Source organism: Rickettsia asembonensis (assembly GCF_000828125.2).
Classification (GTDB): Bacteria; Pseudomonadota; Alphaproteobacteria; order Rickettsiales; family Rickettsiaceae; genus Rickettsia; species Rickettsia asembonensis.
In genome coordinates, this window is record NZ_JWSW01000086.1 from 18,897 (window position 1) to 35,147 (window position 16,251).

A 16,251-nucleotide genomic window follows, 5' to 3' on the forward strand; every position below is an offset into this window, starting at 1 on the left:
TGCTACGTGGAACGAAAAATGCTTTTTATAGCATTGTTGTATGGATGCCAAATCGTCATTGCGAGGAGCGAAGCGACGCGGCAATCTAGAAAAATAATAAAAAAAATCTGATTTACAGAATTTTTTACTGGATTGCTTCGTCAATTGCTATTCAATTTCCTTGCAATGACGGTTCAGGTATCAACGTAATGCTAAGCGAGACAACAAACAGAAAATTAATTATATAATATTATATTAGGCTTCCTTTAGTTATGGCCTTAATAATTCAAAAGTTTGGTGGTACTTCCGTTGCAAATATTGATAGAATAAAAAAAATCGTTCCTATCATAAAAGCCGAAATAGCTAAAAATAACCAAGTAATTGTAGTAGTTTCGGCTATGGCAGGTGTTACTAATCAACTTGTCACATTGTGTAATGAAGTATCAAGCCTTAACAACATTTCTCAATTTGCAGAATATGATGTAGCACTTTCTAGCGGCGAAATAGTCACTGCTTCATTACTAGCACTCGCTCTTCAAGAAGAAGACATAAAGGCACAATCATTTCTAGCTTGGCAATTACCGATTCTCACCGATAATAATCATAGCAAAGCTTTAGTAGAATCAATTACTATAGATTTACTAGAAAAATATTTACAGTTAAATACCGTCCCTATAATAGCCGGTTTTCAAGGAACTAACAAATCCAATAGGTTAACTACTTTGGGCAGAGGAGGATCCGATACTACTGCCGCCTTAATCGCTGCAGCTATGAAAGCCGATAGATGTGATATTTATACCGATGTAGAGGGAATATTTACTGCTGATCCAAGAATTATTCCAAATGCTAAGAAGATAAAAGAAATAGATTTTTTAGAAATGTTAGAACTAGCATCAAGCGGAGCAAAAGTACTACACCCTAGAGCTGTAGAGCTAGTAATGCGGTATAACATAGATATGCGTGTTCTTTCAACATTTTCACCGAATACAGAAGGTACGTTAATTACTTCAAAGGATAAAAATATGGAGAATGGAATTATTAACAGCATTACTTCTAATAAAAATTTATTAAAAATATCTGTAAAGAGCATTTCTTTAAGTTTTTTGCAAGTTGCAAATATGATTACACAAAATAATAATCATATTGAATTTATGCAAGAGATAAAAAATAATGAAGAATATAGTTTTATTACAAATTTAACCGATAAAAATAATTTACAAGCTTTACTTACTAATTTAAAAAATGATAAGCAGATACAAGATTTTACTTTTGATGCCGAAATTGCTACAATCTCTCTTATTGGTTATGGGATTAAAAATGATTGTAAAGTACTTGAAATGATATTATCAAAGTTAACGAAAGATAATATAAATGTTAACATGATACAATTATCAGAAGTTAAAATTATCTTATTAATAAATGATCAAGATGCAGAAAAAACAATTTTTAATTTATATAATCTTTTTAAAATATCTTAGATTCTGCATCTGAAATTTAATTTATATCTTAAGTTATTTTATATTAAAATTATAAGATTTTGAAAAGGCATGGCTTCTATTTCAGAAAATTTTATAATTTGTGACAAAAAAAGTTAAAATAGATTAATTTAAATTTATATATAAGACCTAAATACTTAATTAAATAGCTTAAATTTATTATTTTCATTATAATTATCTACTATTTACTATTATTAGTTATATATTAATAAATAAGTCTAATAGGCTATCTATAAAGTTATTTTAAAGCTAGTTAAATTCTTTTTTGCTATAAAATATCTTTAATTATCAATTAAAATAATTTCATAGATAGCCTCTTAAAAATCATAAATTCTTATCATTTAAAAAAATTATTTTAACTCTCAATTTTTAGGAGTAAATTTTACAGGAAAAAATAATGAGCGAAGATATAAGGTCAAAAGAAAGATTTAATCGGATTAACGATATATCAGAAACAAATACAGATGGTCCAGAAGAAATTAGAAATAATTTTAAAAAATTTGTACTGAATATATTAGAAACAGACAATATAACCCCGTATAAGTTAAGTGAAAAAACAGGTACCCATGAAACAGCGTGGAAAAATTTCCTAGATGGTCGTACAAAAATGCCTGATATGGGGGCAATTGTTGCTCTTGCCGATTATAAAAATGTTCCGCTAGATGAAGTAATAGGCAGAGATATAAATAAAGAAAAAAAGATAACTGTAGAAATAAAACAAACTCCGGAAATATCCGCATCTATAGCTAAACTACCAAAAGACATACTTCAAGAAGCCATGCTGATAGGAGAAAAAACTAGAGGATTTATACATAAACCGACAACTAAAGAAACAAAATCTTTTACTGAACAAGTTAAAAACTCTAATAAACCGAAAGGAAGGTCTATCTAAATAAAAATATGTTTTTCAATATTGATCCTAATATAAAACCTAAAACCTTACTTGATATTCTAAAATGGAAAATAACTTCAAAACAACCAAAATGGCCGACAACACTGCCGCTTACTTCCACTGATATTCCACCACAAAAAATAACTAGCAATAAAAATACATAGCTAAATCTTGATTGCTTCAGACAAGATGAATTTAAGGATGAGTCTGCACAGCGTACATTAGTACGTGAGCACAGACAAATTCCACAAAATTCGCTTGTATCAAGCAATCAAAATGACGCTGTACGGATATCCTATATAGGACTGTAACCTTTTTAATTCAAATAGACGGTTTAAATATCTTAACTGATCCGGTATGGTCGGAGCGGGTTAGTCCTTTTACTTTTGCAGGACCAAAGAGAATAGTAAAGCCTGGTATTAATTTTACCGATTTACCTAAAATAGATATTATAGTAGTAAGTCATAATCATTATGACCACTTAGATATCAGAACAATTAAAGATTTATGGATAAGGGATAAGCCTAAGATTATTACACCGCTAATGAATGACGTAATAATCAAAAAACATATTCCTAATGCAGAAATTATTACCTTAGGATGGGGAGAATCATATAAAGAACAAGAAATACAGTTAAATCTCGATCGCTTCAGACAAGATGAATTTAAGGGCAAGCCTGAGGAGCATACAGAAGTACGTGAGCAAAGGCTTGACTCGAAAAATTCGTTTGTATCAAGTTTTCTGAATGAAGCTGTAGAATTTTATCTAGAACCAGCCCAACATTGGTCGGCTAGAGGAATATTTGATAAAAATAAAGCATTATGGGGAACTTTTATCATTAAAACTAAGATAGGAGATATTTGTTTTATAGGTGATTCGGGTTATAATAATACTCTTTTTAAAGAGATCGGAAAAAAACATAATATTTTAATAAGCCTTATTCCGATAGGAGCTTATGAACCAAGATGGTTTATGAAACCGGTACATATGAATCCTGAAGAAGCCGTATTTACTCATTTGGACTTAAATTCTAAATACTCTATAGCTAGTCATTTTGATGTCTTTCAATTAGCTGATGAAGCATTTAATGCGGCTCCTTTGGAACTCCGACAAGCTATGAAAAAACATAATATTGATGAAAATAAGTTTATTATCCCTGAAATAGGTAAATTTTTCCTATTTGATTAAAGCATATAAAATAATTATCGTGCCATAATAAACTTAATACCTAAATCTAATTTTTGCCAAATTTTATTGCAAGTAAGAATAGGATAATTTTTAAAGATAGCCAGAGCTATACATGCTCTATCTCCAAGTGATAAACCATAAATTTTAGTTTTATTAATTATATTTGCACTAATTAGTGCTTGCTCAGGACAAAAGTCTATAATTTTGATATCTAATAATTTAATAAGAATTTTTGCAGTTTCTTCCGTTAAGCCTTGTTTTTCTATACAATATTTATAAACTTCAGCAATATTTACGCTTGAAATAATTCCATCTCTCATGTATTTCTTAATCAATTGGTAACCATCTTCTTTAGCAAATAAGGCAATTAGTGCAGAGGCATCAAATATTATTTTGGACATCTTTTACTTCTTTTTTCTTCAATTAAATATTCCTGACGTCTTTCAGCAATAAAATCATCTACTATAGAAATATTTTTATCAATTTGATTTTTGGTGAAAATCTTATGCATCTCATCAATTATACTATCAACGCTAACGATTTTAATTTCACTATTTTCAATTTCTATGGTGATTTTTTCACCCGGATGTATATTAAATCTTTCTCTAATTGATACCGGTATAAGCACTCTACCATGCTGATCCATGTTGGTCACTATTCTTTCCATATTATAACTCTAAATTAACATTTATTATAATATGTCATTTTTAAGATAATTACAATTTATTACTTATGTTTATTTATCATTTTTTAGATCTTTATTTAATATAGTATCCTTGCTAAACAACATAGTCATAGAATAAGCAAGTATGGCAAACATGCAAAGATATAGAATCGGGAATAGATTGAAATCAAATGATTTTATTACCTTTGCACAAATATAATTAGCAGTACCGGACATTAACATTGAACCGATATTATGTCCTAAACTTATAACACGATAGCGTTCTTTAACTACAAAAGAATTAATAACTATACTATGAGCAAGAGCATTAAAAGGTGCAACTGATGCAGCTAACATTAAACTAGCTGCAAGCCCTAAATTAGTCATTTGATATTTTACTGCTATCACAAAAAATACACTTGCTGTAATAGTACATATAAATGCGATTTTTAATACTGAATTAACTCCTAAGCGGTCGGCAATAAAGCCGGCAATCGGCATGCAAACAGCAAAACATATTACTATTAAGACTGAAAAAGAACTCATAATAATACCAACTGAAGGTAATACAATCGGTAAATATTGCTTCATAAAGATGATTGCAATTTGATATGTTGCTCCAAAACCTCCGGCTAAAAATATTAACCGTGCAATATTTTTCCATTGCTTTTTAATTATAGAGCTAAGTTTTTCAATAGAATCTTGGCTATGATGTGCATTTTTAAACTCCGGTGTTTCATCAAATTTCCGGCGATAATAAAGAGTTATTAATGCAAGCGGTAAACTTAGTAAAAACGGAATACGCCAACCCCACTCCGGAAAAATATGAGAATTGAAGAAATTAGTTGCACCAATCCCGCATAATAAACCCATTACTCCTGTACATCTAGTTATGGCCGAGGCAGTAAATCGGTATTTTGCTCCTAAATGTTCAATAACATAAATCGCTGCACCGTCATATTCCCCTCCAATAAAAATACCTTGCATAAAGCGACATAAAACTAAAATTATCGTACTCCAAACTCCTATAGAAGAATAATCAGGTAATAAACCTATTATTAAGGTAGGTATTACAATACCGATAATCGTAAAACTTAAGGCTTTTTTTCGACCGTATATATCCCCTATACGTCCAAAAATATAAGCACCCATAGGTTTTGATAAATATGCCGCCGCATAAACGGCAAAAACATTTACAAGCTTTGTTAACGGATCAGTATCGGCTGAAAAGAATTTATCGGCGATAATTGCCGCTGAAAAACCATATAAACTATAGTCGTAATATTCAATAATAGTGCCTAAAAAAGCACCAAGAACTTTATTGCTTGATTTTGTTTGTTTCATTTTAAAGGTATACTGTGAGTAAACGAAAAGTAGGTAGACGAAGTTTAATTTGGAAAAGAGCAAGGCGTCTTGAAGCTGATAATCCTCACGTACTAGTATGTACGCTGCGGTTATCAGCTTCAAGACGCCTTGCTCTTTTCCAAATTAAACGAGTATACATGACCGCTTTGGCCGTTACTTAAAATCCTTCAAAGACCTTTATGTAAAGGTGGACTTCATATATCTAAACTGAATTAGTATTAGACAGGGACGATATCCTAAAAGTTAGTGGTAGTCCTAGGTTAATATTAAGCTCACGAACCAAGCAGCCAAGAGCTAATATATCACTTTCCCATTTTACGTGCAAGGTTTTCTAGGTAACCTGCTATAGTAGTTAAGGTTTCTGCGAATTTTTCTTCGTCGGGATGATTTTTTTGAAAACCGTTTTTATTAAGTTTTTCTGTTAGACTAGCTATTTCAGCTTGAGCATTAAGAGATGCCATAACTAATAATAGCTCAAAAGAGGCTGTGGGACTACCAAGTTTAATTTCCGCTATTTTATCATTCAATTTATTCGCTAAAGATAGTAATTCTTCCTCATCTCCATTATTACAATATAATTGAAAGCTCTTGTTATTTAATGTTATCGTAACAATTGACATAATTATTTTTGCTGTTTTTTTATTTCTTCAAGTTCATTAATATAAATGTTAATTTGATCTAGCATTTTTATATAATTATCTTTTAATTCTTTATTTTCGTTTTGTAATTTTTTAACTTCATTTTGATTATTCGTTTGTGACTGCAATAACTCGTCAAGTTTATGCTCAACTTCTTCCATTAATCTCTTTAATATTTCATTATCCATTTTCTTCTAAGCATTAATTATGAATGGATGACTTACAATAATAATCGATAACATTATAATAGATGTAAGTACTAATTGTTTTTTACGTTTATAATTTATCAATGCCGTAGCTCTTTTTTTACTTAATAATTTTTCAGTTTCGTTCTGTTTAGTAGCTTCTATCTGCTCTGCATTTCGATCTTTTACATTAAGATAATCTAAGTATAATTTTAAGTAACCTTTTACATATACTTCTCCTGGTAAAATATCAAAATCACCCTCTTCTAAAGCTACTAAATATTTTTTTCTAATTTTTAAATCACTAGATACCTGATTTAAAGTTTTACCCGAATCTAACCTAATTTGCTTAAGCATTGACGACATAATTTACTCAAGTTTTTGTAAGAATATTTCAAATTTCTTATTTGCTAAAATAATTATATTTAAGTCTATAGTTTCTTGAGATTTAATTTCTTTAATAAAATCAAGAAAATTTCTAACTAAGTTATTATTATTATCAATCCATAAATCTAAATCAATAGTTGTTTTAGATTTATTAATTATTTTTATTAATAATCTACGTTGTTTGTCATATAAATCATCTTTTAGCGATTGAATACCGAGGCGTCGCCAAAATGAATCGTTCAATTGCTTATCACAAGCTTTACGTAACCAATCAAGACTAAACATATCGCTTATAGCAAAATAAGCTTTTGCTACCTCTTTATCATTCCCTGAAGTTTGCTTTGTTACATATATAATATCAAATACTGAAATTAAATTGTCAAATGTAGCGATAGTAGCAGCAAATGATTCCTCTACCCCGCTAGTTGTATAATAATTTAATTTTTCTTCAAATCTTATTTTAGTTTCTCCGACTAATAAAGTACCTACCGTTTTTCTTAAGTTTTGTGCAGGAACTCTAAACTCTTCTATAGTTTCACTAATATTAATAGGATGCTTTAAATTTTTAATAAACCACGAAATACCACGACGCATTAATTTCGTTATTTCGGTAAACATATCGATTTTTACATTGTAATCAATATTAGTAGGTAGCTTACTTATCGTTTCCCATATATCATCAAGATCAAAAATTTCACAAATAATGGTATATGACCTTATTATATCACAAAGAGGAGCCCCAATCTCACGCTTTACAATACTAATAAGCGGTCCTCCAAGTTGATTAATTATTTTATTTATAGTAACGGTTTTAATAATCTCATGTTTAAGAGGATGAGATAAAATTTCATTACGAAACTTTTTTTGCATCATTTCAGGAAAATAATCTATAAGATATGCATCAAAATATTTATCATGCGAAAAAGTAGAATTAAGTAACTCATGATAAGCCGACCTTTTACTATATGATAGTAGTAAGCAAAGCTCAGGACGAGTTAGTACTTCACCGCTGATAGCTCTTCTATTCAATTCTTCCGCACTAGGCAAGAATTCATTTTCCCGTTCTAATACTTTTTCTTCTTCTAAAATATCTATAAATTGACTAAGTATATTAACGGTTAAAGTAGGAGATAGTTGCATAATTGTTATTGCTTCGGTTTGCTTATAATTATCAAGCAATACTAACTCTTCAACTTGCTTTGTCATATCATTTAGGAGTTTATTACGTTCTTCTAAAGTAATTTTTCCTGAGGTTACCGCACTACTTAAAGCAATCTTGATATTTACCTCATGATCGGAACAATCAACACCTGCTGAATTATCAATAAAGTCAGCATTTATGCGTCCGCCTTTTTTAGCATATTCAACTCTACCTCTCTGTGATACCCCGACATTACCACCTTCTGCTATAACTTTTGCTCTAATTTCTTCACCGTTACATCTAAGGTTATCATTTGTTTTATCACCGATTTCTAAATTATTTTCCGTTTTAGCTTTGATATAAGTGCCTATTCCGCCATTCCACAATAAATCAACATCTGCTTTTAAAATAGCTTTAATTAATTCTTCCGGTGATAATTCATTATCATTTATATCAAGTGATTTTTTAATTTCCGGTGATAATTTTATTAATTTACTACTACGTTCAAATACTTTGCCTCCTTTAGAAATAAGCTTAGAATCATAATCGGACCAATTAGAACCCTTTAAATTAAATAAACGCAAACGCTCATTAAAACTTGATACAGGATCAGGGGTAGGATCAATAAATATATGTTTATGATTAAAGGCAGCAACTAACTTAATAGCCTCTGATCTTAGCATACCGTTACCGAACACGTCTCCCGACATATCTCCTATACCTACGACGGTAATAGGATCTATTTGGACATCTAACCCTAAAGTTTTAAAGTGATTAGTTACGGAAATCCAAGCTCCTTTAGAGGTAATAGCCATTTTTTTATGATCGTAACCTGCAGAGCCACCGGAAGCAAAAGCATCATCAAGCCAGTAATTATATTCTTTTGCCACACTATTAGCGTAATCCGAAAATGAAGCTGTACCTTTATCGGCAGCAACCACTAAATAAGGATCTTCTTTATCATAAATAATAACGTTTTTCGGATGTACTACTTTACCGTCAACGATATTATCGGTTATGTCTAATAAACCTCTCAGGAAATTCTTATAGCATTCTACCACTTTTTCCATATATTCATCACGAGTAAGCCCTCCCTCAGTAAAATGAATATAAAAGCCGCCTTTAGAGCCGACAGGGACAATAACGGAATTCTTCGTCATCTGTGCTTTCATAAGTCCAAGGACCTCAAGCCTATAATCTTCTGCTCTATCCGACCATCTAAGTCCTCCGCGTGATACGGGACCGCCTCTTAAATGAACAGCCTCAAAATCCTTAGAGTAAACAAATGCTTCGGCAAACGGAACAGGTTTAGGTAAACCAGGTACTTTTGAAGAATCAAACTTAAATGAAAAAACATGTTTATGCGGTTGATAGTAATTTGTTCTAGTAATAGCATTAATTATACCAAGCATACTACGTAGTACTTTATCTTCACTACTCATCTCAACGGTTACTAAGTAATTATTCAGTTTATCTTGAATTACATCACAATTATTATCAGGATGTTTAGGATTAAATTTTATATCAAACAGATTTACCAACATTTTTGTATATTCGGGATGTTTAAGTAGTGTTAACTGTACATAACCTTTGCCGTAACTAAATCCCGTTTGATGTAAATATCTTGTTAAAGCTTTGACGAGTTTAACTTGCTTCCAATTAAAACCGGCCAGCACTATCAATTTACTTAAAGAATCATTAGCAAGCATCCCAAGTGCCATTTGATCTAAAGCTTCTTCAACATTTATTTTTAATTCGGTAATATTATCCTTTACCGGTATGATAGAGGTTAAGATAAAATTATATATCCAGCTTTCTTTAATTTCGAGAGCCTCTTTAATTGCAAAAGTTTGTTCATCAATTGCTTTAAAACCTAAATTTTCGATTGGCGGCAATATGTTAGAAAGGGCAAGTTTTACTTTTGGACTATATATTTTTAAGTAAAATTCCGTTTCATTTACAGAAACTAGATTAAACATACATTCTTGTGACTTGCTTGCTTCCATTAAATATTCAATATCTATTAAAGCTATTTCCGGAGAAAATTTTTGTCTATAATCTGCTGGAAAAACATTATCAAAAAGCTTTAAATTAATACCTGCTTGATATTCACTGAATTTTTTAGAAAGCTTAAAATAAAAATCTTCACTCCAACGTGTAGAGATACGATCTAAATCTTGCTGTATTATTTCTGCTTCAAAATTTATTTTATGTTCCCCTTGTGCTTCAAGCGTTACAAAAAGATAAGAAAAATTACCGACTACTTCGGTTATATAGTTGGATAAAATTTTACTACCGAATTTTCCCGCTAAATAACAATCTATCATATTATGTATTTCAGCCGTTAAACGTTCTCGTGGCAGAAAAATTATGATATTAAGAAAAGAACTCGACCAATCATATTGAATAAATAATTTAAGCTTCTTACTCATCATACTTGAGAGCATATGTAAACACATACAATATAAATCGCCTTGATCAATTTGTATTAAAGCTTCTCTCGGTAACGACTCCATTAAAATTCTTAACTTATCGGCATTATAACCGGATAATGCAAAACCGGCTTTCTCAATTACAAAATTAAATTTTTGTCGTAGGATTGGAATATCACTTATTGAATGGTAATACATATTTGAATTATATATGCCGAAAATTATACTTCCCGAAATATATTCACCCGAAGAGTTAAATTTTTTCACTAAGATATAGTCGATTAAATTATCTGAATGGATAAGCGACGCACTATTTATTTTACCGAGTATTATTAATTGATTTTGATATAAAGGATTAGCAGAACATTTTATAATATCATCAATCTCGTCTTTTACTTCTTGCCATATTTTTGCTGCTCCTATTTCATTACTTAATTTTAAAGATTTTACCTCAAAATCAAGAGTCCCTAATAAAACCAAATTATCGTTTTGTAACCAATTTAAGAATTCTTTAGCCTCTTCAAAATTTAATTTATCATTATCAATTATATTTTTAGATAAACCTTGTAATTTTGTAAGTAATTGCGGTAAATGGCTATAGCTTTGCTCTAACTCTTCTAATCTTTCATTTATAGCTTCAGTTAAAAATGTAGTAGTTTTATCGTCAAAATTTCCTAAAATGGTTAAATGCAGTATCGATTCTGATTTTTCATCCGACACAGAATTTTCTAATATTTTTTCTAATTCTCCTTTACTATTTCGGACGCAGTTTATTACCGGATGGAGTAAAAACTTAGTTTGCAAATTCATATTTTTAAGCAGACATATAATAAAATCAACAATATGCGGTTTATTATCAAGTAATATCAAGACATTTATTGCCGGATCATTTTCTATAACCGTCTTTGTTATTGCTATTTTTCTTGCTCTTTCTCCCCTTTGCTTAAAAAACTTAAAGGCTTCATCTGCAAAATTTTGAAATAGTTTTTCTCTATTCTCAAAATCATAATCTATCGGAATATAATTTAAAAACTTTTGAACAAAATCTATATATATGGAACTTGACTCACGTTCCTTGCTAAGTTCTAGAATTTTAGTTTTATAATTCGGGATTTGACAATTTAAACGACTAAAATTTAAAGAGGTTGTTTTTGGGGTCATAATTTTCTCAAGAATAATATTATATGCTATCATGTACTATGATATGTTATTATATTATATATTATTTAATAAACAAAAGTGTATAAAATAAATGGAAACGATATTTGCACAAAGCTCTGCATTCGGTAAAGCAGGCGTAGCGGTTTTTAGGATTTCTGGTCCTAAAAGTTTAGAAGTTTTACAGCTACTTACCCGTAGAGCGGACTTTAAACCACGTATCATGTATTATCAACAAATTACAGTTCCTGAAACTAAGGAGCTAATTGATAATGCTATGGTTGTTTATTTTAAGTCGCCTAATAGCTTTACCGGTGAAGACGTAGTTGAGATTCATACGCACGGCAGTAAAGCTATCTCCATAATGCTTATTAACGCATTGTTAAATATAGCTGATATTCGTTTAGCAGAAGCAGGAGAATTTACCAAAAGAGCTTTTTTAAACAATAAGTTTGATTTAACGGCAGCAGAAGGGATAGCCGATTTAATTAATGCTGAAACTATTATGCAGCATAGGCAAGCAATTAGACAGGCAAGCGGTGGGCTTGAAGAATTATATAATAACTGGCGTAGCAAGCTTTTAAAAATTATCTCTCTGCTTGAAGCTTATATAGATTTCCCTGATGAAAATATACCGGATAGCGTTCTTAATGACGTTAACAACACTCATAAAAATCTTGTAAATGAAATATCTAATTATCTTAACGATAATAGACGAGGAGAACTACTAAATAGCGGTCTTAAGCTTTCAATTATCGGTCCACCGAATGCAGGTAAGTCTAGCTTATTGAATTTTTTAATGCAGAGAGATATAGCAATTGTCTCAAATATTGCAGGAACTACTAGAGATATAATTGAGGGGCATTTAGACATTGGCGGCTATCCTATTATTTTACAGGATACAGCAGGTATAAGAGAAGAAAGTAGTGACATTATAGAGCAAGAAGGTATAAAAAGAGCTATTAATTCGGCTAAAACAGCAGATATTAAAATTATTATGTTTGATACCGAAAAATTAGATTCCTCTATAAATGAAGATATTACAGGTTTAATTGATGAAAATACTATTGTAATAATTAATAAAATCGATTTAATTGAACCTAGTAAAATCTTTTCTATTGAAAATAAATATAAATGCTTAAGAGTTTCAGTAAAAAATAATATTGCTCTTTCAAGTATATTAAAAAATATCGAAAATATTGCCGAAAATATGGCTGGTTTTACCGAAACCCCTTACATAACAAATCAACGTCATCGTCATTATTTAAAACAAGCTCTCTCACATTTAACGGCTTTTAGCTTAGATAATGATTTAGTTCTAGCAACTGAAGATATTAGAATGACGGCACGCTGCATTGGTGCTATTACGGGCGTTATTAACGTAGAAGAAATACTAGGCGAGATCTTTAAAAATTTCTGTATAGGGAAATGATTTTACCGCTGTCACATGGATATAAATATCGTCATTGCGAGCAGGTCTTGTTGTGTGGATACCCGAAACCGTCATTGCGAAGAGCGAAGCGACGCGGCAATCCAGAAAAATAATTAAAAAAATTCTGATATACAGAATTTTTTACTAGATTGCTTCGTCGAATTACTGCGTAATTCTTCTCGCAATGACGAGATTTGTATCCCTAACCCATCTCAAACCCTTTCTCTATATATTAATTTATTTTAACTTTATCTTGACAAAAACATTAATATACTCTAGAAATCACGTTTTATGGTTTTATTAATTAAATTAAAGGAGTAATAATTATGGCACCTGTATTAAATATAAATTTTAAATGCGTTATGCCTATATTTGGAAATGAAATGGTAAGTAGTTTACCGGGTAATGTAAGCCACATCATTCATAAATTAAGCGGTACTATATTTTCATCAGTATATAGTACTGTTGAAGGAGCTTTTAAAAAAGGTTATATGGTGAATAATGCACAGTGTAATTGGAAAAACATTGAACAATCTTTCAGTGAGTCCCCAAATGATTTTTCAATACTACACCAAGAGTGCAATAATGGTTTAAATACTCCAATAAATAACATTTTTACCGATGCAGAAAGTAATCCGCATATACTTTTACAACAAACCGTAACACCTCATCAAAACGGTACGGCTAATATTCTTGGTCAGCTCTATAAAGTAACGAATGATTATATGTTCTCGCAAGGCGATATTACCGAAACTAACGGAGCTGATTTCTTAGGTTTAGATAAATGCACTAAGGAAAATGCTATAAGCGCTTTACAAAACTACAATACCTATAAGAAACATCTAACATCTATCGAAACGCTTACTAATATTCTTCAGGATACTCTAAATCATTTAGGCATATCTCAGGATAATGCTCAAGAAGTAGGGGTAAAAATTTTTGATGTATTAAATATACCCGTTAAATTCACTACTGATAATCTTAAGATTATTCTAAACGCTTTTAACATAACTTTAGATAATGCTCAAGAAGCAGGGGTAAAAACTTTTGATGCATTAAATATACCCGTTAAATTCGCTGCTGATAATCTTAAGATTATTCTAAACGCTTTTAACATAACTTTAGATAATGCTCAATAAGCAGGGGTAAAAACTTTTGATGCATTAAATATACCCGTTAAATTCACTGCTGATAATCTTAAGATTATTCTAAACGCTTTTAACATAACTTTGGACGATATATCCCCTACAGAAAGAACTAACGATGATACAAATGACGGTGGATATACCGTTGCTTATATCACCGCTACGGTATTTGGAATAATAAGTCTAGGTTTTGCAGCTAAATATGGATGGGATTGGTATAAGGGAAAAAATATAAAAGATAAAAATTTAAAGTTAGAGGGTGAAAACATAAAGTTAGAGGATAAAAACATAAAGTTACAAAAGGATAATATAAATCTTAACACACTAATTGAATTTCAAGCTATATTAGATGAAATTATAGAAATTGGAAATTTAACAGATATACTTGCAATACTAAGCAAAACTAATCAAGATACGATAAATTTACATGATCAAGATTATGATATTTCTTCATTAAAATTAAAAATACAAGGTCTAGATAAAGCAATTATAAAGTTAAATTCTGTCTCTAACATATGTACTAATATAAATTCTTTAGGTAACACATTACATAAAATATGTGAACTTCTTAATGGAAAGAATACTTTTATTTCTATTAAATCCTTTGTAGATTTAATAAAAGAATTGAGGAAAACAGATATTAAATCCGAAGAACACAAAAACTGTCTTGAGAAAATATTCGAGACGCTACTTGGAATTAATGAAACCTCAAGCGGAGAATATACTTATATTCCAGAAGAAGAGTTACAAAATCATGAAATACCATTATTAGCCGCTGATCCTCAGGCATAGGAGTATAGAACATTGTTAGTATCATAACAAACCATCATTGACTTTTTAAAAGTTATATATAAAATGATACTTGGAGTAGCAAAGTGCTATTTCGGGGTGTCGAAACCTCTGCCAAAAGTGAGAACATTTCTCACAAAACCGATGTAATCCTAAACTTCACGGTCGGGGTTATAATAGTTATGTCCAAGGTTTAAAGCTTAAGCTTTAAACCTAAAGGCTATTATGGCTATCGTTGATGGTTTTCTTACTTCCCCAGTGATTGTGTTTAAGAAGTCAAGATAATTTGTTTATATTGTTCCTGCCAAGGTCGTTTGTTTTTAACAATATTATTGATAATAATTATTATCTTTCGCATTACAGCAGTAAGAGCTAATTTTTTGGCTTTTCCTTTTTCCACAAGTCTTTTATAAAAAGGTTTAACGGCGGAATTACATCTTACAGAAGTAACAGCTGCCATATATAATGCTGCCCGTACTGTTTTTCTACCACCTTTAGTTTTTGCTTTAAATCGTATTTTCCCACTTTCCTTACAGTGAGATGCTACCCCTACTAAAGAAGCAATTTGTTTACAATTTAAATTACCAAGCTCTGGTAATTCTGTAATTAAGGTTATTGCTATAATAGAACCAATACCTGGGATAGTAATAAGTAAATTATATATTTCTTTGTAACTTTCTAGATTTAAAATAAGATGTAATATAAGCTTTTCTACTTCTTCCTTTTGGCTATTAAGTAAATCAATAACATTATTTATACTATTAATTATTTTTTGATTAGTAACTCTACGTAAGCGATTGCGTTCAGATACTATCATAGTAATTAATTGGTTACGTCTAGATGTAAGTTCTTTTAATTCTTTTTCTATCTCATTCGCTACTTTTCTAGACTCAGGGTTAATTTTTTCTGCAAATAATGCTAACATTTGTGCATCAATAGTATCAGTTTTTGTAAACTTACCTCTCATAGTTCTAAATGCTGATGTAAAATAAGGATTAACTACTGATACCAAATAGCCTGTTTTTTGTAAGGTTTTTGCTGCTTTATATTCAAGTCCACCAGTAGATTCAATTACAATTTTAGCTATATTATAATCCGCTATATATTCAACTAGCTCCTTAATTCCTTTTTGATCATTATCAAAAACTTTATATTTATTCAATGGGTGTAACCAAACGTCTAAAGTATTTTCAGATACATCGATACCTATAAAAATATGCTTTGTCATGTTTTTCTCTCCTGTCCTATGTACGAGCTAAGGTGTTATTCACTTGATCTTAATGGTTGATCGTAAATAACCACTTGCTCTATTGATTGTTCGGAACCAAATGAAGTAAGGAGTAACACACCGGGGCACGG

The 16,251-nt window shown here is 30.5% G+C and carries 14 protein-coding genes, 1 other RNA gene and 2 pseudogenes; 8 read left to right on the forward strand and 9 right to left on the reverse strand.

Features of this window, described 5'->3' with window-relative positions:
* The first annotated feature begins 251 nt into the window (after window positions 1–251).
* From SB78_RS06895 to SB78_RS08625, 5 genes and pseudogenes are all read left to right on the forward strand, one after another.
* Window positions 252–1,457 carry an aspartate kinase gene (locus tag SB78_RS06895; RefSeq protein ID WP_041078275.1) on the forward strand — a complete coding sequence of 402 codons (1,206 nt, stop codon included), beginning with the start codon at window positions 252–254 and terminating at the stop codon, window positions 1,455–1,457.
* 415 nt (window positions 1,458–1,872) lie between these two features.
* Window positions 1,873–2,367 carry a hypothetical protein gene (locus SB78_RS06900; protein ID WP_041078277.1) on the forward strand — a complete coding sequence of 165 codons (495 nt, stop codon included), beginning with the start codon at window positions 1,873–1,875 and terminating at the stop codon, window positions 2,365–2,367.
* A gap of 8 nt (window positions 2,368–2,375) precedes the next feature.
* Entirely contained in the window at window positions 2,376–2,531 is a 156-nt protein-coding gene (locus SB78_RS11300; protein WP_241773675.1) for a hypothetical protein, read from the forward strand.
* A pseudogene (locus SB78_RS11305) lies at window positions 2,532–2,654 on the forward strand (palindromic element RPE3 domain-containing protein); the annotation flags it as partial.
* A gap of 53 nt (window positions 2,655–2,707) precedes the next feature.
* Window positions 2,708–3,556 (forward strand): MBL fold metallo-hydrolase, encoded by an 849-nt coding sequence (locus tag SB78_RS08625; protein ID WP_241773678.1) that lies wholly within the window; start codon window positions 2,708–2,710, stop codon window positions 3,554–3,556.
* Between the two features lie 14 nt (window positions 3,557–3,570).
* Here SB78_RS08625 and SB78_RS06915 read toward each other — a convergent pair whose 3' ends face one another.
* The 8 genes from SB78_RS06915 to SB78_RS06950 all read right to left on the reverse strand — a co-directional run bounded on the left by SB78_RS06915 (window position 3,571) and on the right by SB78_RS06950 (window position 11,529).
* Window positions 3,571–3,957 (reverse strand): type II toxin-antitoxin system VapC family toxin, encoded by a 387-nt coding sequence (locus tag SB78_RS06915; protein ID WP_041078279.1) that lies wholly within the window; start codon window positions 3,955–3,957, stop codon window positions 3,571–3,573.
* Window positions 3,945–4,223, reverse strand: coding sequence for an AbrB/MazE/SpoVT family DNA-binding domain-containing protein (locus SB78_RS06920; protein ID WP_011271509.1), 279 nt, complete (start codon window positions 4,221–4,223; stop codon window positions 3,945–3,947). The genes SB78_RS06915 and SB78_RS06920 overlap by 13 nt, the downstream gene beginning before the upstream one ends.
* Before the next feature lie 69 nt (window positions 4,224–4,292).
* Window positions 4,293–5,564, reverse strand: coding sequence for an MFS transporter (locus SB78_RS06925; protein ID WP_041078281.1), 1,272 nt, complete (start codon window positions 5,562–5,564; stop codon window positions 4,293–4,295).
* Between the two features lie 155 nt (window positions 5,565–5,719).
* Window positions 5,720–5,878: non-coding RNA, 6S RNA (ssrS, locus tag SB78_RS06930), on the reverse strand.
* Between the two features lie 9 nt (window positions 5,879–5,887).
* Entirely contained in the window at window positions 5,888–6,205 is a 318-nt protein-coding gene (locus SB78_RS06935; protein ID WP_041078283.1) for a cell division protein ZapA, read from the reverse strand.
* A 2-nt stretch (window positions 6,206–6,207) separates the two neighbouring features.
* Window positions 6,208–6,411, reverse strand: coding sequence for an RP576a family tick cell line-upregulated protein (locus SB78_RS06940; RefSeq protein WP_041078285.1), 204 nt, complete (start codon window positions 6,409–6,411; stop codon window positions 6,208–6,210).
* Window positions 6,412–6,417: 6 nt separating this feature from the next.
* Window positions 6,418–6,774, reverse strand: coding sequence for a helix-turn-helix domain-containing protein (locus SB78_RS06945; RefSeq protein WP_041078287.1), 357 nt, complete (start codon window positions 6,772–6,774; stop codon window positions 6,418–6,420).
* A 3-nt stretch (window positions 6,775–6,777) separates the two neighbouring features.
* Entirely contained in the window at window positions 6,778–11,529 is a 4,752-nt protein-coding gene (locus tag SB78_RS06950; RefSeq protein WP_041078289.1) for an NAD-glutamate dehydrogenase, read from the reverse strand.
* A gap of 91 nt (window positions 11,530–11,620) precedes the next feature.
* Here SB78_RS06950 and mnmE point away from each other — a divergent pair, with 91 nt between their 5' ends.
* From mnmE to SB78_RS10340, 3 genes and pseudogenes are all read left to right on the forward strand, one after another.
* The gene (gene mnmE, locus SB78_RS06955; RefSeq protein WP_041078291.1) at window positions 11,621–12,958 is read left to right on the forward strand and encodes a tRNA uridine-5-carboxymethylaminomethyl(34) synthesis GTPase MnmE; all 1,338 of its coding nucleotides are present in this window, start codon (window positions 11,621–11,623) and stop codon (window positions 12,956–12,958) included.
* 326 nt (window positions 12,959–13,284) lie between these two features.
* Window positions 13,285–13,908, forward strand: a pseudogene (locus SB78_RS10335) (DUF5460 family protein); the annotation flags it as partial.
* 279 nt (window positions 13,909–14,187) lie between these two features.
* The gene (locus SB78_RS10340) at window positions 14,188–14,895 is read left to right on the forward strand and encodes a DUF5460 family protein (protein WP_041079607.1); all 708 of its coding nucleotides are present in this window, start codon (window positions 14,188–14,190) and stop codon (window positions 14,893–14,895) included.
* A 265-nt stretch (window positions 14,896–15,160) separates the two neighbouring features.
* On the opposite strand, the gene SB78_RS06965 is transcribed toward SB78_RS10340, so the two are convergent.
* The gene (locus tag SB78_RS06965) at window positions 15,161–16,120 is read right to left on the reverse strand and encodes an IS110 family RNA-guided transposase (RefSeq protein WP_041079561.1); all 960 of its coding nucleotides are present in this window, start codon (window positions 16,118–16,120) and stop codon (window positions 15,161–15,163) included.
* Window positions 16,121–16,251 lie beyond the last annotated feature (131 nt).